This is a genomic window from Candidatus Nitrotoga sp. 1052, from assembly GCF_927312905.1.
Lineage (GTDB): Bacteria > Pseudomonadota > Gammaproteobacteria > Burkholderiales > Gallionellaceae > Nitrotoga.
Genome location: NZ_CAKMHQ010000029.1, coordinates 91,911 through 113,509 on the forward strand (window position 1 = coordinate 91,911; position 21,599 = coordinate 113,509).

General features: G+C 44.9%; 16 protein-coding genes and 1 pseudogene. 11 read left to right on the forward strand and 6 right to left on the reverse strand.

All coding sequences use genetic code 11. From position 1 onward, the window contains the following. Window positions 1-71 precede the first annotated feature (71 nt). Entirely contained in the window at window positions 72-959 is an 888-nt protein-coding gene (gene ku / locus MJ768_RS06365) for a non-homologous end joining protein Ku (protein WP_239289068.1), read from the forward strand. An 81-nt stretch (window positions 960-1,040) separates the two neighbouring features. Here ku and MJ768_RS15370 read toward each other — a convergent pair. The 4 genes and pseudogenes from MJ768_RS15370 to MJ768_RS06385 all read right to left on the reverse strand — a co-directional run. Further along, window positions 1,041-1,235 (reverse strand): annotated as a pseudogene (locus MJ768_RS15370) (transposase); the annotation flags it as partial. A gap of 57 nt (window positions 1,236-1,292) precedes the next feature. Next, on the reverse strand, window positions 1,293-3,461 hold the full coding sequence (locus tag MJ768_RS06375) for a SulP family inorganic anion transporter (RefSeq protein WP_239289070.1): 2,169 nt from the start codon (window positions 3,459-3,461) through the stop codon (window positions 1,293-1,295). 112 nt (window positions 3,462-3,573) lie between these two features. Then, window positions 3,574-5,454: a proton-conducting transporter transmembrane domain-containing protein gene (locus MJ768_RS06380; RefSeq protein WP_239289072.1), complete on the reverse strand. Its 1,881-nt coding sequence runs from the start codon at window positions 5,452-5,454 to the stop codon at window positions 3,574-3,576. A 9-nt stretch (window positions 5,455-5,463) separates the two neighbouring features. Beyond that, entirely contained in the window at window positions 5,464-7,998 is a 2,535-nt protein-coding gene (locus MJ768_RS06385) for a YbcC family protein (RefSeq protein WP_239289082.1), read from the reverse strand. A 117-nt stretch (window positions 7,999-8,115) separates the two neighbouring features. On the opposite strand from MJ768_RS06385, the gene MJ768_RS06390 reads away from it, so the two are divergent. From MJ768_RS06390 to MJ768_RS06435, 10 genes are all read left to right on the forward strand, one after another. Beyond that, on the forward strand, window positions 8,116-8,976 hold the full coding sequence (locus MJ768_RS06390) for a LysR family transcriptional regulator (protein WP_239289084.1): 861 nt from the start codon (window positions 8,116-8,118) through the stop codon (window positions 8,974-8,976). 182 nt (window positions 8,977-9,158) lie between these two features. Beyond that, window positions 9,159-9,647: a GNAT family N-acetyltransferase gene (locus tag MJ768_RS06395; protein WP_239289086.1), complete on the forward strand. Its 489-nt coding sequence runs from the start codon at window positions 9,159-9,161 to the stop codon at window positions 9,645-9,647. Between the two features lie 415 nt (window positions 9,648-10,062). Continuing rightward, complete coding sequence (gene cobA, locus MJ768_RS06400) at window positions 10,063-10,815, forward strand: uroporphyrinogen-III C-methyltransferase (RefSeq protein ID WP_239289088.1); 753 nt, start codon at window positions 10,063-10,065, stop codon at window positions 10,813-10,815. 25 nt (window positions 10,816-10,840) lie between these two features. Next, entirely contained in the window at window positions 10,841-13,264 is a 2,424-nt protein-coding gene (nirB, locus tag MJ768_RS06405; protein WP_239289089.1) for a nitrite reductase large subunit NirB, read from the forward strand. A 13-nt stretch (window positions 13,265-13,277) separates the two neighbouring features. Continuing rightward, entirely contained in the window at window positions 13,278-13,589 is a 312-nt protein-coding gene (gene nirD, locus MJ768_RS06410; RefSeq protein ID WP_239289090.1) for a nitrite reductase small subunit NirD, read from the forward strand. A 50-nt stretch (window positions 13,590-13,639) separates the two neighbouring features. Then, entirely contained in the window at window positions 13,640-14,452 is an 813-nt protein-coding gene (locus MJ768_RS06415) for a formate/nitrite transporter family protein (RefSeq protein ID WP_239289091.1), read from the forward strand. Window positions 14,453-14,665: 213 nt separating this feature from the next. Continuing rightward, window positions 14,666-15,703, forward strand: coding sequence for a nitrogen regulation protein NR(II) (gene glnL, locus MJ768_RS06420; protein ID WP_239289109.1), 1,038 nt, complete (start codon window positions 14,666-14,668; stop codon window positions 15,701-15,703). Window positions 15,704-15,725: 22 nt separating this feature from the next. Continuing rightward, window positions 15,726-17,123, forward strand: coding sequence for a nitrogen regulation protein NR(I) (gene ntrC / locus MJ768_RS06425; RefSeq protein WP_239289092.1), 1,398 nt, complete (start codon window positions 15,726-15,728; stop codon window positions 17,121-17,123). A 203-nt stretch (window positions 17,124-17,326) separates the two neighbouring features. Then, complete coding sequence (locus MJ768_RS06430) at window positions 17,327-18,139, forward strand: alpha/beta fold hydrolase (RefSeq protein ID WP_239289093.1); 813 nt, start codon at window positions 17,327-17,329, stop codon at window positions 18,137-18,139. An 18-nt stretch (window positions 18,140-18,157) separates the two neighbouring features. Continuing rightward, complete coding sequence (locus tag MJ768_RS06435) at window positions 18,158-19,129, forward strand: sensor domain-containing diguanylate cyclase (RefSeq protein WP_239289095.1); 972 nt, start codon at window positions 18,158-18,160, stop codon at window positions 19,127-19,129. A gap of 316 nt (window positions 19,130-19,445) precedes the next feature. Here the strand turns inward: MJ768_RS06435 and MJ768_RS06440 are convergent, their stop codons facing one another. Both MJ768_RS06440 and MJ768_RS06445 read right to left on the reverse strand, forming a co-directional pair. Beyond that, window positions 19,446-20,633, reverse strand: coding sequence for an MFS transporter (locus MJ768_RS06440; RefSeq protein ID WP_239289096.1), 1,188 nt, complete (start codon window positions 20,631-20,633; stop codon window positions 19,446-19,448). Window positions 20,634-20,902: 269 nt separating this feature from the next. Continuing rightward, window positions 20,903-21,499 carry a nitroreductase family protein gene (locus tag MJ768_RS06445; protein WP_239289097.1) on the reverse strand — a complete coding sequence of 199 codons (597 nt, stop codon included), beginning with the start codon at window positions 21,497-21,499 and terminating at the stop codon, window positions 20,903-20,905. Window positions 21,500-21,599: the final 100 nt, after the last annotated feature.

Here is a 21,599-nt window from a genome sequence, read left to right on the forward strand (position 1 = left end):
TAATTCCCATTAACATCGGTGAATTTTTTTACTGTAGTTCACACTTAAAAATATAACGCCCAAGGCAGATTATGACTACTTCAAGTAATCGTGTTTTATGGAAAGGTGCTATCACCTTTGGCTTAGTGCATATTCCAATAGCCCTTTATTCCGCGACCAATGAAAAAAGGCTGGATTTCGATTGGCTGGACAAGCGCAGTATGGATCCAGTGGGGTACAAGCGTATTAACAAAAAAACTGGCAAAGAAATTGACAAGGAAAACATCGTCAAAGGCCTTGAATATAAAGATGGTCAATATATTGTTCTGAGCCCGGAAGAAATTTTAGCTGCTTACCCAAAGACCACGCAAACGATTGAGATAGAAACATTCGTGCCGGCAACCGACATACCCTTCGTTTATCTGGAGCGACCATACTTCACTGCTCCGATCAACAAGGGAGAAAAAGTTTACGCCCTCCTGCGAGAAACTCTCTTTGAAACTCAGCGTATTGGAATTGCTCGCGTCGTTATTCAAACCAGGCAGCATCTTGCCGCTCTTATCCCGTCAGGTCCTGCGCTAATCCTTAATTTGCTGCGCTGGGGTGATGAAATTCGTAGTTGGGAAGAGTTGAATCTTCCTGCTGAAGGAACGGAAAGTACAGGCCTTACAGATAAAGAATTAAAGATGGCAGCACAATTGGTAAATAGTATGAGTTCAAAATGGAATCCTGACGAATTCCACGACTCTTTCAAAGATAAAATTATGGAGCTTGTCCACCAAAAAGTTGAAAGTGGTGACATTCAATCTGTTTCTCAACCTGAACAATTAGAACCACCACAAAGCGGGGCGCAAATTTTTGACCTTGCTGAACTGCTCCGGAATAGTCTAAAGAAAGCTAAAAATAAGGATGACGATAGCAAGGTGGCAGCCATAAAACCTGCAAAAACTACAGCAAAAAGGTATGTCGCGGGTTTTTAGAATTGTCCGGTTTTGTAGCTGAATTTAGGTGGCGAGCTACGTTAGTATTGGGACCAGATTTCTAGGTTGAAGAAAGCGAGTCAGCTGGCCGCAATACTGGTGGGTAATACTCACCGAATGTTTTCCCTACTTTGGGGAAAACACGTATCGTCGATAATCCAGTAGCAGCCGCTATAACGTCCAACACAGGCACAATAATCCCACGCGCCGGTCAGCATGGCCGAACCCTTCAGACAAATGAGCCATGTACCGATTGAACTCATTAAATGAGTCCATCATGTCTCCTTTCTGTGTCATGAAGCTATCATCATGCTTTTTTATGACACAGTAAGGCTAGCTAGGTCTATTTTTATTGTGATGTGCTAAAAAATCTGCCTGTTGTAGTTTAACGAGCGCATGTATATCTTCCCCAACAGGCTGGTAGAGGGGACGGACCTTTCGCACAACGATATTGTTCGCTTCCTTAACATCATCTGCGCGTAAAGCAATTATTACCGGTTTCAGGCCCTCGTTAATGAATCTATTGCGGTTAGCGGCAAACCTCTCTGCCAATGTTCTTTCAGCGGGTGTGAGATGGTTAGTCATGTAGGCATTCCATGTCTGCTCTATTTCCGCAATATTTTCTTCGACTTGTGCTGTATTGTGGCTAATAATCTCGGGCGTCGGTGTTACCAGGGTAGACGCGATTGCGAGCCGGTTTTCCAGTAATAGCACTTCAATATGCGCCACCTGTTCGAGCGGAATAGTGCGATCCTGCTGGACAACGTTTAGATCCTGTTCGGTCTTGCTCATTCCGACAATCAATAATGGCAGGGCGCATAGCATTCCGAACAGGAGCGCCAGTTGAACCCGCCCGAAACCATTTACAATTAGTGGACCCTTGGCTTGAACAAATTCTTCTTCAAGGGGTTGATACCCATGGCTGACTTTTCTTCCCGCTAGTGGATGATTGGAAAAAGGCTGGAACCGTTCGAAGCCTTTTACTATCACTGTACCGCCCGTGTGAGTATATTCTTCTTCAAAGTGTTTAAGGAATTCCATGAAAGTATGGTCAACCAGTTTTGCCTTGGAGAAATCCAGCCCCACTTTTTTTCCGGCTTTTAATTGGCTGAATGCATTTTTAAAGCCCATCAAGTTGGAGAATATGGCAGCACCCTGAATGGTTAAATTGTACTCGTTTTCATTTTCTTTCAATGTATAACGAGCTTTGAACATGCTACTAAGTGGAGCCCCATTTACAATATGGAAGAAAAATTTAGCGACGATGCCTGAGGCTATCCCTATCAGTAAATCGGTCGTGATAGTTGCGGCGATGGTTACTAAAAAAACCACTAATTGCTCACTGCCAATTTTGTAGGTTTTGTAGAATAGCGAAGGTGAAGCGAGTACATAGCCAACAAATATCAACATGGCTGCCAGCGCAGCATTGGGAATCATTTCAATCACGGGAATCATCAGTAGCATGGCAACCAACAAGAAGAAACCGTGGAAGAAATTGGCCCAAACTGTGCGGCCACCAAAGCGTACGTTGGCTGAGCTACGTGCAACTTCAGATATCATCGGAAGTCCACCCAATAATCCCGAAACTGCATTTCCTGCTCCGACGGCAGCCAAGTCTTTGTTGAAATCCGACTGACGCTTCCAGGGATCCAATCCATCAACAGCTTTTACTGTAAGTAATGATTCCAGGCTTCCCACGACAACGAACATGAATACATATTTCCAGAACACAAAACTGTTTATTGCAGAGAAATCGGGGTTGTATCCTACTGAACCCCAGAAATCACCGATATGAACAAGGGCATGAGCCGGTTGTGTTGTATTGAAGCTCAAAATAAACGCCGCTGGAATCGCAAACAAAAGCACGATCATTGGCGCTGGAATTTTTTTCAAGAAATTAACTTTTAATTTCGGCATACCGAATAAAACTATTAAACTGACAATGCCAATTAATGCAACCGGTTGATTGGCGTGCATGACAGAGTCGGGAATGCGTGCCAAAAGACCAATTGGATCTAGTCCTTTTAATGTGGAAGGGTCAATTCCCAGCAAGATATGGATTTGTTTAGAAAAGATGATTATTCCGATGGCAGCCAGCATCCCGTGCACGGCCGAGTGCGGAATAAAATCACTGAGCGAACCGGCTTTCAAGAATCCTAAAACGATTTGAATCCATGAAGCCACTACAATTGCGCCAAGAGCAAGATGCCATCCTTCCGGGCCGCCTCCAAGTTCGGTTACGCATCCAGCACAGATTGTTATTAAGCCAGCAGCAGGACCTTTGATGGTAAGGCGTGAGCCGGCAAAAAAACTGACAAACAAACCTCCAATCATGGCTGTGAGCACACCCATCGCAGGCGGAAACTCACTGGCTTTCGCAATTCCTAAGCTGAGAGGTAACGCTAGCAGGAAAACCAGAAATCCTGAAATAAAATCTGATCTAAAATTTTCCTTTAATCCGGCTATACCCTCTTTCGGAAGAGATGATTGAATGGAACTCATGATATGTTGCTCCTATTGGTGGGCAGAAACTTCCGGCTTTATAGTAGTTTTATGAACTTTTTTAACGTTGTTTTTAGAAGTGTAGGCAGGTTGTTTCCCATTTAATTTCTAATTAAGAGGACCTGTTAGGATGAGCATGATAAGTTTTTATATGAGGCCCAAGAAAAATACGAGCGTATATCCTGATCAATGAAAGCCCCGATATTACGTAACTTAAGGCAGCGAAAAATACCAGGCTGGCCTGATCTTCATGAATGTGGGTAAATATTAGTTCTACTCCAATAAATGTTGGAGTCATTGGGAATGCCATTAGGCCTAAACAAGCTAATAAAAAAATAAAAGCCAATTTAGGATGCTCGTAAGAATGACCTTGAAACTGATCTAAGGTGATTTTGTGTTCGTGAGATTTAAGTTCATTCAGACAAGCGTAGCCTAAGACTCCTGAAATAATTACGCCACTTAAATACAAAATTATTTCATTGGTTTTTATATCGCCATTTAACGATATGGCGAGAGGTCTATATAGATGCATTACGATTACTAAGACCCAACTTAGCAGAGCATTTTTTCTTTCTGCAAATGATTTGAGTAGCATTACCAAACCAATAAATGCAAAAGTTTCAGGTAAGTATTTGTATAATTCTTTTGGTATTAGCTGTTCATTGAATAAGCAGATTAGGCCAATAAGATATGTCGCAATAAAGAAAATAAAAACTTCTTTTCCTGAGAAAAAATTTAGTTTTCTGCCAGACCACTTCAATGGATTCCATAAGAAACGATATACGAAGCTATCCAGATTGAACTCTTTGAGACATAACAAATAAATTGAATACTCAATTTTCTTGAGGACTGAATTTCTATCAATATAATGACGCGGAATAAAATTATAGAATTGCTCGCGAATCATATAACTTACTACCGATGGCGAAACTAATAGTTGATAGGTTCTTAAAAAGGCGTTTCCGGCAAAATGTATCAAAGCAAGGCTGTGAAAACCTAAAGCAATTTCAATAAAAATAAGTCCAATTTGTGCAATCGAGGAATAGGCAATTTGCGTTTTAACGGATGATTGGACTCGTGCAATTCCTGTGGCAACAATGCTGGTAAATAAACCTATAAATATTACAGTTATTACTATGGAAGTAAGGTGTTCCCAAAAAGGAAATGTTCTTAATAAAAGAAATGCACCTAAATGAACTGAAAGCGATCCGTAAAAAATTGCACTCGATGGAGTTGGGCCTTCCATTGCCCTTGGTACCCAGGAAGAAAAGGGAAGTTGGCCTGATTTTACTGCGGCGGCAAGTAATATCATCAGGGAAATAAGAACACCAAGGAGAGGATGGTTTTGAAGATTTTCGCTAACAAATTGCTTATCAGCTAATTCTGAAAAGTTAATATTTTTACGCCATAAATAATGATTCATCCACATGACAATAAGTAAACTCATATCGGCAATACGAAATACTGTAAAGACTTTGAGTGCGTTTTTTACAGGCAAATATCTATCTCTATAAAATCCAATCAATAAAAATGAAGAAAGACCAAGTATCTCCCAGCCAACAAAAAGGGTTTCAAAATTCCCTGATAATATTATTATGTTGTAACCAATATAAAAGAAAAGAATGATGTTGAAAAAACGTTTGTAACCACTTTCTCGATGAAGATACCAACGACAGTATTGTGTTACCAGAAATGTGAGGGCAGAACCAACAAATAGGTAAACGGCACTGATCTTATCAAAATAGAAAGAAACTAAAAATTGATATTCCTTTGTTTTAAAAAGGATAATCCCACTTTTCTCAAGTGTCGGATGATTATAGAGTAGCCATATAACCAGAAATACCCAAGAAATAATTAAATGCAAACCAACGGTGAAAAGGACAGTTCGTGAGACAGCATTTTCCATTTTTTCTGGGATAAATAGACTAAAAATAAATCCCAAAAATGGTATGAATATCAAAAATTGAAGCATTGATGTGAGTAGCAAAGTCATTTTAAAATTTTAATTAATTAAGTAGACTGGCAAATTCTCTTTAGTAGCTTCAACTATATGAGTAGATTCTGCTGCTTTAACTGATTCAATTAAAGTAATAACATCTGATATAGAGCCAAGAGCTCGTGTTAATGGGCGGTAAATAGAGAAGCTGCCGTCTTTAAATAAAGAAATCTCGCGCGTCTCTGGATTTACTGCAACTAGCCGAACCCACTCATTTATATAAAATTCATAAGTTGCTGGTTGCTGATTAATGGCTCCCAATACAATTTCAGGAAAGTGTTCAACAATAACAAGGAGACGAATAGGATCATGAACTTCAATCATTTGACTTGGGAGACCTGGTCTTAAGTCGCCATCACTGCCGTTAGCAACGCCAATAAGTCCCATAACATTATGTGGAAGTTTGGTTCCTGCACCCAGTTTGTAATTGTCAACACGTGAGAAAAAATATTCGAGATTGATACCCCCCATAACCGGGGCAATGGGTTTCATAACATTAAAAAGATATTTACCTTCAGGATCCAGCCTGTAATCGTAAGAACTCATCGACGACCGCCTGTCTAGATAGATGTCCTTTGATAAATCTCGCCTGCCGACAAAACAACTTGCGTTGGTTGAATGGTTAAGTTCTTGTCGAGGTTCGAATAATGAAACTGATCTCCTAAGAATTTCTTCATGAATTTTTTTGGCGCTCAAGTTAGTATCAATAGACACTAACCTTCTCGATCTTTCTTTTGAGTTTAAATCCAAAGCTTTGACAAAAACGGGTGTATTTTTTTTGTGGTTTGTCGAATTCACAGGAGAAAGTAAGTTCTCATCGAAATAAGTGATCTCATCACGCGTAGTATCATGAAGGGCACCTAGAAATTGTGTTTCTATAGGAATTACTAGCCCTCTTGAGCTCAACACTGCTCTAACTTCAGGGTGATTAGCCATAAAACAAAATACTCTTGCATTAACTGAACCAGGCCTACCTCCACAGGCTCCACAGTCATAAGCACAATAATGAGGGTTATTAATACTGGTTGCACCATGTCCAACAACATATACAATTGATGCAAAATTTTTTACAAGTCCAATGCTTATTAAAATTGTTTCTACTCTTTGAACCATCTCTTCGATTGTAAATCCCACTTGTAAATCTTTTTCCCTATGGTTCGTATTTTTGTTCTCAATAGTAAGGTTCGAAACCTTATCCATATGTGCAATCGGTGATGCCATGGCAGGCATCGCGGAAGGCCGGAAAATATTCAGCGCCAGTTTAAATCCTGACAGTAATCCCAATGTTTGAGTAATTAGCCAACCTCGAAAAAGAGAATGTGATAATTTAGAAAAATATGCTTCTTTTTTCCTCTTTTTTTTGGTTTCTGTTTCCTTAATTAAATATTTTGGTGTAACTGGTGCAGGACAACATTTTGTATAGAATTTTCCATGTTCAGGTTGAAAAAAGAATTCGACGCCAAAGAATCCAGGTGTTGCAAAAGTTTCACATTCGGGGTCAATTCTTTCAAGGTAGCGACGGAAGGATAGTTCCCTGTCGTCGATACATGTGAATACTTGAAAACTTTTGTGGAATGGCGCTGATTCCTCCTTCTTTTTTTGCAATTGAATAGCGGCAAGCACTTGATCATAATAAGACCATTCAAAAGCATCTTGCCAAATTGAAAGGACTTCATCCAACTCTGTTTCGGGAACCTCATCAAAAAGTTCTACAGGTCTGTTTTTTAAATTGCAGCCAATAGGCAACCAGTCTTCTTCAAATTGGAAGTCAAGTGCATCAATCTCTAGTAAGAGTTCAAAAAAAATTAAGTCATGAATTGATATTTTTTTTGGGTTCAATAGAGATTGCGGTTGATCCTCAATGGTGGACACCATACCCGACCAACCTTGATGAGCAAATTGCTGATCATATAAATATTGCTTGTAAAGTGATTCGTCACCAACAAGAATTTTTAACAAATCTTTAATCTTACAATTGCCCTTAAGGAGGAGTTCTTTAGCTCTTTTTCTTTTAAAGAAACTTGTAAAACTGCTTTCTTCAATTTCTCTTATTGAAGAAAGAAAACCTTTATGCCCAACAGGGAAGCCCCATATTGAAATTCCCTGGTCGAGATAGCTGCAAAGAATCCTGAAAAGAAATGGATGGACAGATAAATCAAGATCTATACGGTATTGTTTTTTCCAATTTAATCTTAATAAACCGATTCTTGATGAGATGGATGTGTCATATCTTTTACTGAGCACATTTTTCATCCACTCATTTGCGTGCTCTAAACCTTTTTTCTCAGCAATAATTCTTTTTAGAATGTCTTCCCGGATACGTTTAGATATGTAGAGCAATCTATAATCTTCTAACTGAAGAGAGACAAAATAACCAAATATTTTGGATGCATGACGAATGCCATCATAGAATTGAAAATTCTGAAACGCATGTAAGGTATTGTGATGAATAAAATCTTTTAGCGGAGCCTGACTTGGCAAGAAGCGCTTCAATTCATGAAGTACTTCTTGTTCATTAAAAATAGAATTATTTGAATTCATCAGCTGCCTGTTTAACAACAATTTATATTTGCATAACAGCGAATATAAATTGTTAGCGTGGTATTAGACAAACGATTTTAATTGGACTTTAATATCGGTATATCCGATACTAGTTTTATGGACATAGATCAGATTAGAACTTTTTTGGGTGTAGTCGCCAATAACAGCTTTTTTGAAGCTGCCAATAGACTGCATGTTACCCAATCAACTGTCAGCGCACGCATACAAAGACTGGAAGCCTATCTTGGCGTTACCCTATTTGTGCGTAATCGCTCCGGTGCAACATTAACACTCCCAGGACAACGTTTTTTTCGTCATGCGAAATCCTTTTTATTAACACTGGAACAAGCGCGGCATGATATTAGGTTGCCCACTCGCTTCCACGCCAGCATTACTGTAGGGGCCCGAATCGCCTTGTGGGAAGAGTTGCTGCCTCGGTGGGTTGGCTCATTGCGTACTCTAGCGCCGGATATTTCTATTCGTAGCGAAATTGGCTTTGAAGAAGATTTAATTCGCGGGCTCATCGAAGGCAGAATGGATGTGAGCTTGATGTACACACCACAACAAAGCCCTGGCCTTCAGATTGAGTATTTATTCGATGAAACACTGGTGTTAGTGACCACCGACCCGGATAAGCCTTGGCCAAATGAAGATTACATCTATGTAGACTGGGGACCGGCATTTTACGAACTGCATAATAGCTATTACCCTGATATGGAACGCCCTCCCCAAGTTGTAAATATCGGCTGGCTCGGAGTACAGTTAATCATCAACAATGGCGGATCATGTTTTCTTCCTACACGCATAGCTGAACCTTTAATTCAGACTAAAAAATTGTTTCTTGTACCTGGCAGTACACAGTTTAGGTTACCCGCTTATATGGTGTTTCCACGAGATAGTGATTCCATTGTTTTACAACAGGTGCTGGAAAGCTTACGTTCATTAGCTATTATTGAGCGACAAAAAACTAAGAGTTGAATTAAATTTGTATACCTGTACCAACTTAAATCTGAAGAAAGCGCACCGGCAATATACGCTGAAAATAGTATCAAACGGTTGTGCAACATAGGGTTGTGGCATAACAAATTGATCATTTTTTTCTTTTTACAAGGATCTTTTATCAGTTAGCATGATGTTCCTACATTAGAAATAACAATAAAATGCCTCAAGAAGTATTGATTCGCTTTGCTGAAATTCGTGATGTTTTAGTTATAACTAAATTTAATCGAGCCATGGCTCTCGAAACAGAACAGAAAGAATTAATACCGGAAGTAATATCAAAGGGCGTCGATAAACTTTTAAATAATCCCAATCTTGGTTTTTATGTGGTTGCAGAACGTGACAATGAAGTTATTGGATCACTAATGGTAACTACGGAATGGAGCGATTGGCGAAATGGTATGTTTTGGTGGATTCAAAGCGTCTACATCGAGCCAAGTGAGCGCCGTAAAGGGATTTATACTGAGCTTTATAATTTTATTAGAGAGTCTGCGAATAATAATCCAAGTATTTGCGGGTTTCGCCTTTATGTGGAAAAAGAAAATATTCTTGCCCAAAATGCATATGAAGCTCTTGGCATGATGGAAACGGATTACCGGATATACGAAGAACTGAAACCAGGAACTCGCTTCTGTATGGACGCGATATAAAAAATCATTCCAGAATACGCGTTGATTATCAAGCAAGTACGATATCTTCGATCTGCACCAACCCTACCACCGGCAACTCCCCCGCCAGATAACCCAGTAAATCCCCCAGCCATCGTGCCAACGGCACCACCGAACTGATACATCCGCGCCCCTCCCTTTCGCATGTCCTGTAACTCTATTGCAAGTGCACCAATTACATGCACTTTCCAGTAGCGATGGCACTGACATCGTGCAGTTCAAGTTTAATTAATATTATATGTTATATAAGTTATTGATTTAATTTAATAAGATTATGGCATCAATGTTGCTTATAACTAATCATCAAACCAATGAGCTGATTTAATTTTTAATTTGTGGATGTAGCGGGATGTTTTCTTCATATGCCAACAATATCCATCCAGGAATGGGAATAAATATGAAAAATGCACAAGTATATTTGATAGGTGCAGGGCCAGGTAGCTTGGAGCTGCTGACTCTTGGTGCAGTACGCTCCATCGGACTGGCGGATGCCATTCTGATTGATGATTTAGTGAATCCTGATGTTCTGGGATTTGCCAAAGACTGCGCGCAGATTATTCACGTGGGCAAACGCGGGGGATGTAACTCTACGCCACAAGCATTCATCCATAAGCAGATGATTTCACTGGCACGTGCAGGCAAGGTGGTAGCGCGCATCAAGGGCGGAGATCCTTTTATGTTCGGGCGCGGTGGTGAGGAGCTACAAGCTTTGCGGCAAGCTGGTATTTCGGTATCCGTTATCAGTGGCATTACCTCCGGCATGGCGGTTACGGCCGCGTTGAACATTCCGCTTACGCATAGAAACTACACCCATGGCGTAACGTTTGTAACGGGCCATACGCAAGGAAAAGAGGAACCGAATTGGCAGGCATTGGCGGCGACAGGCACCACTCTGGTTATATATATGGGAATGTCCAATTTAGGGCACATCGTGCAGCAACTGATAGCGAATGGGTTATCGGCAGATATGCCCGCTGCCGCAATCCAGAACGGTACGCTGCCTAATCAACGGCAGGTAGTGACTACGCTGGGGCAACTTGAATCAATGGTAGTTGCCGAAAAAATGGCTAGCCCGGCGATTGTAGTTATTGGCGAGGTAGTGCAATTTGCCGAAATGACGAAACACGTTTCGCAGCGATTGGCCGCATAACAATTTTGTAATCAGGAGCGATGTCATGAAAAAAATGAAGCTGGTTATGGTGGGTAACGGAATGGCGGGGGTACGGACTCTGGAAGAGTTATTGAAACTGACTCCCGATTTGTATGACATTACCGTATTTGGTGCCGAGCCCTATCCTAATTACAACCGCATCATGTTGTCACCGGTATTGGCGGGCGAACAAGGCATCCAGGACATTATTCTGAACGATATTGACTGGTATAAGCAAAACAACATCACCTTGCACCTGAACAAGAAGGTCGTGCGTATCACCCGAAAAAATAAGGTAGTGGTGGCTGAGGATGGCACAGAAGCCGAATATGACAGACTGTTGCTGGCGACCGGTTCTAGTTCCTTCATCTTGCCGGTTCCCGGTAAGGAATTGGCCGGTGTGATTGGCTACCGCGACATCCAGGACACCAACGCGATGATAGCCGCAGCGGAAAAATATAAACATGCGGTGGTCATCGGCGGTGGTCTGCTCGGGCTGGAAGCCGCCAATGGCTTGGCACTTAGAGGTATGGATGTCACCGTGGTGCATATCATGCCATGGCTGATGGAACGCCAACTGGATGAAAATTCAGCAAAAATGTTGCAATCCGCTTTGGAAGCCAAGGGTTTGAAATTCATGTTGGAGCAGCAGACTCAAGAGTTGGTAGACGATGGACATGGCCGCGTAAAGTCGATTCGCTTCAAGGATGGCAGTGAGATCCCTGCCGACTTGGTGGTGATGGCGGTTGGCATCCGCCCGAATGTTGCGCTGGCAGAATCAGCCGGGATTTACTGTAATCGCGGCATTGTGGTGAGCGACACCATGCAAACATATGACCCCAGTATCTACGCAGTGGGTGAGTGCGTTTCACATCGCGGCATCGCTTACGGTTTGGTCGCCCCGCTATTCGACATGGCCAAGGTCTGCGCTAATCATCTGGCGCGCATGGGAATCGCATACTACCAAGGCTCGGTTACCTCCACCAAGCTCAAAGTCACTGGAGTAGATTTATTTTCAGCCGGTAATTTTACTGGCGGCAAAGAAACAAATGAGATCGTCATGCACGATGTCACCAGCGGGAGATACAAAAAACTGGTACTGAACAACAATACGCTGATCGGCGCAGTGATGTATGGCGATACCAAGGATAGCTCGTGGTATTTCCAGATGATACGTGATGGTAAAAATGTCGCCGAAATCCGTGACCAATTAATATTCGGCCAATCCCATCTAGGCAATGCCGGCTCTCAAGGGCAAAACCTTGCGGCCACCATGACAAACGCGATGGAAGTCTGCGGCTGCAATGGAGTGTGCAAAGGGACGATCGTCAAGGCCATCAAGGAACAAGGGCTGTTCACGCTGGAGGATGTACGCAAGCACACCAAGGCGTCTGCTTCCTGTGGTTCATGTACCGGTCTGGTCGAACAAATTCTCGCCTCCACTGTCGGGGGGGCTTATGCGCCACAAGCTACGACTGTGAAGCCTTTATGTGACTGCACTACTCACAGTCATGAAGAAGTACGCAAAGCAATCCGCGAGGAGAAGTTGATTTCGATCTCGCAAGCCATGATATTCCTTAACTGGAACACTACAAATGGGTGTGCCAAGTGCAGGCCGGCATTGAACTATTATCTGCTATGCGCTTGGCCGCATGAAGCAAAAGACGATCCACAATCACGCTACATCAATGAGCGCGCCAACGCCAATATACAAAAGGACGGCACATTCTCGGTAGTGCCGCGCATGTACGGCGGCATCACCACTCCGCAGCAACTGCGCCGCATAGCTGATGTAGCAGAAAAATACAACGTCCCGACGGTTAAGGTGACTGGGGGGCAACGCATCGATTTACTCGGCGTGCAAAAAACAGACTTGCCGAAGGTGTGGGCGGATCTGGACATGCCATCAGGCTACGCCTATGGAAAAGCCTTGCGCACGGTCAAAACCTGTGTGGGCAGCGAGTGGTGCCGTTTCGGTGTGCAAGACTCGACGCAGATGGGTATCGACATCGAGCGCGCGTTTGACCATATGTGGATGCCGCACAAATTCAAGGTTGCCGTGTCTGGCTGCCCGCGTAACTGTGCGGAATCAGGCATTAAAGATGTGGGCATTATCGGCGTGGAATCAGGTTGGGAAATCTATGTGGCGGGTAACGGCGGAATCAAGACAGTGGTCGCGCAATTTCTGGTGAAGGTAAAGACTCACGATGAAGTGATGGAGTACACCGGCGCATTCGCCCAGCTTTATCGCGAAGAAGCATATTACCTGGACCGCACAGTGCATTACGTCGAACGGGTTGGTCTGGACCATGTCAAGAAACACGTGGTAGAGAATGCAGCCAATCGCAAAGCTTTATACGCGAGATTGCTATATGCGCTGCAAGGTGCAACAAACCCATGGGCCAAAGAAAACATCAATGCGCGTGAATTCGAATCGCTGGCAATTTAAAAAGGGGCAAAGCATGAACACTTGGCATGAAGTCACAACTTTAGAAGAAATACCACCTCTGGGCGCGCGCGTAGTTACGACAAAACAGGGGGACATCGCACTGTTCCGCACTGCAGAGGGAGAGGTGTTTGCGTTGCTCGATCGGTGCCCGCATAAGGGAGGCCACCTGTCACAAGGCATCGTATTTGGGAAGAAAGTAGCCTGTCCGCTGCATGGCTGGAATATCTGCCTGGATGACGGCAAAGCAGTGGCGCCGGACGTGGGGTGCACGCGCTCTTATCCGGTCAAGGTAGAAAATAATGTGGTGTATTTATCGCTTGCATAAGATTACAGAATTACCCGAAGGTTAATTTCATAACGATAAAGGTGATGAAAATGGATTACGTACAACCTATCAAGTTAATAGCGCAACTTGTTGTTGTCGGCGAGAAAAAAGCATCTCTCAGTGTTCGGGATATGCTGCTTCGAGGTTTCCTTTCGGGGGTACTGCTGGGTTTTGCGACTGCACTTGCGTTCAGAGTATCAGATGGATTTACGGGAGGCGCGGCTGCACTGGTGATGGGGATTATTTTCCCCGTCGGCTTCGTGATGATCGTACTACTCGGATTGGAATTGGTCACGGGCAGCTTTGCGCTGTTACCGATGAGTGTCGCTGACGGAAAAATAAGTTGCAGGGAGATGTTGCGAAATTGGTGCTGGGTTTTTCTAGGGAACTTGCTGGGTAGCCTGTTTTTTGGTGGGTTGCTGGCATTGGCACTGACTGGAACTTCGCCTGCCCCGGGTGGCCGATTAGCAGAAAAAATTATTGCAGTTGCTCAGGCTAAAACGCTTGCTTACCAGCATACAGGTTCAATTGGCTGGCTCGCTGCCTTTATAAATGGCATCCTCTGCAATTGGATGGTGACTTTAGGCGTGGTTTTGGGTTTGATCTCCACTTCAACCATTGGAAAAATCATCGCTCCCTGGCTGCCGATCATGACATTTTTTGCGCTAGGGTTTGAGCACTGTGTCGTCAATATGTTCGTAATACCTACCGCGATGCTATTGGGTGCCGACATCAGTATTTATCAATGGTTGTTCTGGAATCAAGTTCCGGTCACGCTGGGCAACTTAATTGGAGGTTCGATTTTTACCGGCATGCTCTTGTATGCTACTTATGGCAGAATGAATAAACATGCTCAATTGTAGGGCAATGTGATGTGTTAATTTGACGGTTGTCGGAATGGTAGCCGTCACAATAGTAAATTCACAAAGAATATTTTTTACTGCAAATTTTGCAGTATTTATTAAAAGCTGATCCGGTAAAACCATTGCGTATAGTTGTCGTCTAATTTGTATTTGGGTTTGTGATAGATTTATTAATAAACCATGGAGCAATCATTTCAAAGAGTAAAAATGCTTATGGCCGAAACCTTTTTACCTACCTTTGAACACCTCGCCACTGCAGTAATTCTACTGGATGGGCAGTCGCATATCGCTTACCTCAATCCGGCTGCGGAAAACCTGTTTGCCTTAAGCAGCAAAAGTCTGATCGGCCATTCGGTGCAGCATGTTTTCACCCACACTGAGCAACTTGATGCTGCAATGCAGCATGCACTAACCAATAACGCCAGCTATATTGAACATGACCTTACGTTGGGTATACCTCCACATGGCAAGCTGCATTTGCGCTGCACCGCCACGCCACTACAATTAAACAAATATTTGCTACTTGAATTTCATACTATTGATCGTCCGCTAAAGTTAGCGCGCGAAGAACAGATGCTAGACCAGACTCAAGCTAACCGTCTTCTGTTACGCAATCTGGCACATGAAATCAAGAACCCTTTGGGTGGCATACGAGGCGCCGCACAACTACTGGAACATGAATTGGAGAAACCCGGCCTGCGTGAATACACCCAAGTCGTCATTCAGGAAACCGACCGTTTGGTTTCACTAATGGAAAAACTGCTCACCCCGCAACATAAGCCCAATTTTAGCTCCCTCAACATTCACGAAGTTCTTGAACGCGTGCGTAGCGTAGTTTTAGCTGAATTCCCAGAAAATATGTCTATCCAGCGCGACTACGACATCAGCCTGCCAGTGCTAATGGGCGACAAGGAACAACTTATTCAGACAATCCTGAATCTCGTGCGTAATGCTGCGCAGGCCATGCAGGGACAAGGTAATATTGTGCTACGCACACGCATCTCACGCCAAGTAACATTGATGAAAAAACGCCATCGCTTGGCGGTAATCGTTCAGGTCATCGACAATGGCCCTGGCATCCCCGTACATTTGCACGACAAGATATTTTATCCACTGGTCTCTGGCCGTGACAATGGACATGGCCTGGGACTGACCCTGGCGCAAGATTTTGTCAGCCAACATGAAGGCAGCATAGAGTTTGACAGTGAGCCGGGACGTACCTGCTTCTCTGTAATGCTGCCGCTAAAATAAAGTGAACAAAATGGGAACCAATATGAAACCTGTTTGGATCATTGATGATGACCGCTCCATACGCTGGGTCCTGGAAAAAGCCTTGACACGTTCGGACATCAACTTTACAAGCTTCGCCTCGGCCGATGAAGCATTAGCCGCGCTGCAGCACGGCACACCGCAAGTTGTCATCAGCGATATCCGGATGCCCGGCAGCTCTGGGCTGGATCTTTTGCAAAAAATAAGAGAAGGAATTCCGAGTTTGCCAGTCATTATCATGACTGCTTATTCTGATCTGGAAAGCGCGGTGTCTGCATTTCAAGGTGGAGCATTTGAGTATCTGCCCAAGCCGTTTGACGTCGACCAGGCTGTCGCATTAATACGCCGCGCGCTGGAACAAAGCCTGCGCGCTGATGCACCTGCAGAAGAGCAACCAGACGCACCTGCACCTGATATCCTGGGGCAAGCACCAGCGATGCAGGAAGTGTTCCGCGCTATTGGACGGCTCGCACACTCCCATGCAACTGTGATCATCAACGGCGAATCCGGTACCGGCAAGGAGCTGGTAGCACATGCTCTGCATCGCCACAGTCCGCGCGCCAACGAACCCTTCATCGCCATTAACACTGCGGCTATTCCAAAAGATTTGCTCGAATCCGAATTGTTTGGCCATGAACGCGGTGCATTTACCGGCGCGGCCACTGCCCGCCGCGGCCGTTTTGAGCAAGCCGAAGGGGGCACACTGTTTCTTGACGAAATCGGCGACATGCCGGCGGAGCTGCAGACACGTTTATTGCGCGTGCTGTCGGACAAAAATTATTACCGCGTTGGTGGGCATCAGCCGATTAAAACTAATGTACGCATTATTGCCGCCACGCACCAGAATCTTGATGAGAGGGTAAAAGAAGGTTTATTTCGTGAAGATTTATTTCACCGCCTCAACGTCATCCGTTTGCGTCTTCCACCGCTACGTGAAAGGCGCGTGGATATCCCCTTGTTGGCGAAATATTTTTTGCAGAAAAAAGCAGGTGAACTTGCTGTCGAACAAAAGACCTTCAGCGAGGACACACTGAATTATCTTGCAACACAGAATTTTCCCGGCAATGTGCGGCAACTGGAAAACCTTTGTCACTGGCTCACTGTAATGACACCATCACAACAGATAGAAATTGCCGACCTGCCACTCGAGTGGCGCGAGGCATCCGCCGTTACTGACGCCCCGTCCGACGATTGGCGGTACGAATTGGGTCTACAGGTCGCGCTTGCATTGCAACGTGGCGATCAAAATATACTAGGCAGTTTAAGCCAGCAGTTCGAACGCACACTTATCACCCAGGCACTGAAACACACCGATGGCAGGCGCATAGAAGCCGCTACCCTCTTGGGCATGGGGCGTAACACGATGACACGCAAGATTCAGGAATTTGGATTGGATAAGTAAATCTGGTGCACCAATAAATACGACAAGTGCTATGCCGATATGCATATTCCTATTTGATGACATACTACCCACAACATTACTTTGACTGCGGAGTGCTTTATTTTAGCCGGTCAAAACACAGGCAATCAGCTTGTATTTCCAGGCCACCTAGGAACATATAAGATGAAAAATATGTTTAATAAATGTTGTTATTGGAGAGTTACTTGAATATTCTTAACCGTAATAATGTTCATGTACAGGCCAATAATGGCCCAGTGCTACTATATGCCCATGGCTTTGGTTGCAACCAGACTATGTGGAACCAGGTTACGCCCTACTTTGAGTCTACCCATCGTCAAGTGCTGTTTGACTATGTTGGCAGTGGCAAGTCCGATCTAGCATCGTTCGATGTGAAGCGTTATTCCAGTCTGCAAGGTTATGCACAGGATGTTTTGGATGTTTGTGACGCGCTGGGTTTAAGCAATGGGGTGACGTTTGTAGGGCATTCGGTGAGCTGCAGCGTAGGTTTGCTGGCTTCTATTGCACGACCAGAACTATTTGATCGCTTGGTGCTGCTCGGTCCTTCCCCCTGTTTTTTGAATCACCCCCCTGATTACCTAGGAGGCTTTGAGCGCGAAGATCTAGAGGGTCTGTTATCCCTGATGGATCAGAACTATATAGGTTGGGCTAACTATCTGGCTCCGGTGGTCTCGGGTGAGACAGAAGCAGGAGCATTGACAGGTGAATTGTCGGACAGTTTTTGCTCCACAGATCCCACGGTTGCCAGAGTATTTGCGCAAACCACATTTTTCTCCGATAACCGGGCCGACCTACCACTGGTGTCGCGCCCCTGTTTGATTCTTCAGCACCGTGAAGACGCATTGGCGCCACTTGGAGTCGGCGAGTATATGCATGCCCATTTGCAAGGTAGCACGCTTAAGGTGTTGGATGTGGTTGGGCATTGTGGACATATGAGTCAGCCATTTTTGGTGGCGGAAGCCATGCGTAATTATTTTAATAATCTATCCTTGCCTTAACAAGGCTATTTATATTTTATGGATCAGCTGAACCAGCTACCTTGCCCAGTTCTAGTCACTGACAGGATGGGTAAAATACTAGCCGCCAACATTGATTTGTTAGCGATAGTGGGAGGATCAGCAGAACAATGGCAGCAAAAATCGATGGACAAGCTGTTTCCACTTGCCAGCCGTATTTTTTTGCAAACCCATGTCTGGCCGATGTTGCTTCGACAGGAAAGTGTGAGGGAATTGTATTTACATCTGAACGATTCCAACAACCAGCGCATTCCCATGATGATGAACTGCCAGATGGGGCAGTTTGAGGGGGCTGATAGTTACTACTGGGTTTTTTTTGTAGCGTTACAGCGCAGCCTCTTCGAGGCAGAATTATTGCAAGCGCGTGGCGATGCACAACGTATGGCAGCCAGCTTAGCCCAGTCCCATAAAGAGCTTAAGGAATTGCATAGCCAATTATCTCAGCGCACCCATATGGTTGAAACTGCAAATATTGAACTCACAGAACTCAGTCAAACCGATCCATTGACAGGCATGGCTAACCGTCGTGCACTGGCAATTGCCATTACGCATTGGCAGTCACAGGTAACGGACGGCGCTCATGCTTCTTTGCTGCTGGTAGATGTGGACCATTTCAAAGCGGTCAATGACCAATATGGCCATGACGAGGGAGATTGCGTACTTACTGCTTTGGCACGTCAATTGCAAGCGAGCATGCGCGTGAGTGATCTGGCCGTGCGCTACGGCGGCGAAGAGTTTGCCCTTTGGCTGCCGTTTGCTGATCATACTGGTGCCGAGTGTACCGCTCAACGGGTACATGACCATGTACGAGAGGTGAAGGTTGCAGGCAATTCAATCACGGTCAGTATCGGTGTGGCTACTTCATCGGACGCGCGCAGCCCAGAACTACTGCAGCAATTGATAAAGCACTCTGACGAAGCAGTGTACCAAGCCAAGGCTTCTGGTCGCAATCGCACTGTACACTTCGAATAGCCAGAGCCTGAGGTGGCTTTTATAATTTTATATGACTTGGTTATCCCGTTATCTAGACCGAAGATGCATGCGTCTTGGTAGAATTTTAAGTTTTGGCGGCAATAATTTTTTCTACGGTGTAGCAGGCCAGCGACTACCATCAATGCACAGGAGGCAATGAGTGCTTTCACTTGAGTTGATGCAGCGTGTGTGGCGACACAACCCAGTACATGTTCTCTAGTCAGCGCGCTAAATTGGCTGATTCCGGTCGCGCCAGCATCAACGCGTTGAATAGCGATCATTTCATCGGATCAGCTTAGCAGGAGGATGCGACAGATCAGCGCTTTTGGTCTGGCCGCAAGAATACGAACACCGTCAGTGCGGTAAAGGCGAGACACGCGGCCACAAGGAAAGCGCTGGACGGATGCATCAACCACAACGCCCCAGCTATTAGCGATGCAGGCAGGTAGATAAGGCCGGTCACAAAATTGTAGACACCGATCGCAGACGCGCGCCGCTCCAATTCGATGTCTGCTATAAACGCCTTGCTTTGGGCTTCGTCGATCGCATAAAACACGCCATAAATGATGAACAGAACAATGACCTGCCATTGTGTGGTCGCGAATGCGAAGCCGAGGCTCATCAACAGATAGATCAGATAGCCCAGCATTATTATCCGCGCCCTCCCAAAACTATCCCCAAGTTTGCCTATCAGCGGTGATGCAACAACGAATGCAATATTGAACAAGGCGTAAAGCAACACGATATTCTTGACTGAAAAACCGACGCTGTGTGCACGTAACAGTAGAAAGCCGAAACTGAAATAGGCCAGCGAAAAGATTCCTGCTGCGACGAGATAGCGCTTGAATTCAGGGCTGAGGATTTTCCATGTTTCGAACATATTCTCACGTGGGTGCTGAACCCCTGGCTGATCCTTGATGAGACTCAAGACCACGATGCCGAGTAAGGCAGGAATGAGCGCTACCCAGAACAGTATTTGAAACGTAGAGGCCCCGTCCCCAAGCCACGAAAGCAGACCGTACGCCACAAGCGGGCCAAGAACGGCTCCGGACTTGTCGAGAGCCTTGTGTACTCCGAACGAATATCCCCTTGTGTCTTTGTCGGATACTGCCGAAAGCCAGGCATCTCGTGGCGGCCCGCGGAATCCCTTGCCCAGCCGCTCGATGACACGAAATATACCGAGTCCCACGACCGAACTGGTGATTAACAAAATGATTTTAGCCAGCGTGGAGAAACCATATCCGGCCAGAGCGAAGACTTTGCGTTTTCCGGTTCGATCTGACAACCAGCCAGCTAAGTAATTCAACGAGGATGCGGACAAATCGGCAAATCCCTCGATCATGCCAAGCAAAGCGGCTGATGCCCCTGCGATGGTTGTAAAAAAAATCGCGAAAACGGAAAAAATCATCTCGGAGCTAAGGTCAGTCAAAAAGCTCACTAGACCCAGCTTGAGTACGTCTGGATGCAAACCAAACTTGTTGTCTGCCTGTTCAGGTGACATCATGTCCTTATTATGGTCGCGCTCGGAGTTCATGGTCTGGATTTAGATCAATGGCACAACATTTTAAAAGCATTTAAATACTTAAGCGTCTGCATGGGACCAAACATGCAATTCCCCAATATTTGAAAATAACCTTGAATATGTAGAAATTCAAAATCAGTTTGATTACTCGAGTACCCTGCCTATTTCAGACACTAGAAAATCAAATGCTGCGCATTTTAATGAGGTCATGTTTAATTGGCACCGATTGATTGGCGCGAGCGGCTGTGGGCTCATTGTTTCCAGGCAAGAATCAAGGGTTTTTTTCTTGAAGTTGCGGCGGTTTCTCCGCTCGGTACGCCCACGATGATCGGCGCTACTGCGTCAAATTCTGCCGGAATGTTGAGTTCTGCTTTCGCCTCTGGAGTGTTCAGCGCCTCAACAGAAGAGCCTATAACGCAACTGCCCAACCCGATGGCGCAGGCCGCTAACATCAGGTTCTCCGCCGCCAGCCAGCAGTCAGCTTCAACAAAATGGCCAGATGGTTTGGCGCAGATGACGATGAGCGTGCCTGCGTTATGGAAGATATTGAAATCCGGGTTGGAGAAAGTATCTATTGCATGGACATTTGTATGGTGGGTGCGATGCAATCTCTCGATGAAAAGAGGCTTGGCACGATCAGACAATTGTTTTAAAACCTGTCTGTTCTGCACCACGATAAATGCCCACGGCTCTTCATGCATGGCTGTGGGCGCGCGCACGGCGGCTTCCAGCAATTTTTGAATGGTGTTGCGGTCAAGTTCATTTGGCGCATAAGCGCGTACAGAACGCCGCGCAAGAATAGTCTCGAATATGTTTTTATGTGGTTTTTCGTTAGCAGATAAGGTCATGATCATTAATTCATGAGAGCAGGCATTACACAGTAGCATCAAATCATCGCAGCGTTAAGATGCATTCCTGATTGGAGTGAACTACTGATCTAGCTTTCAC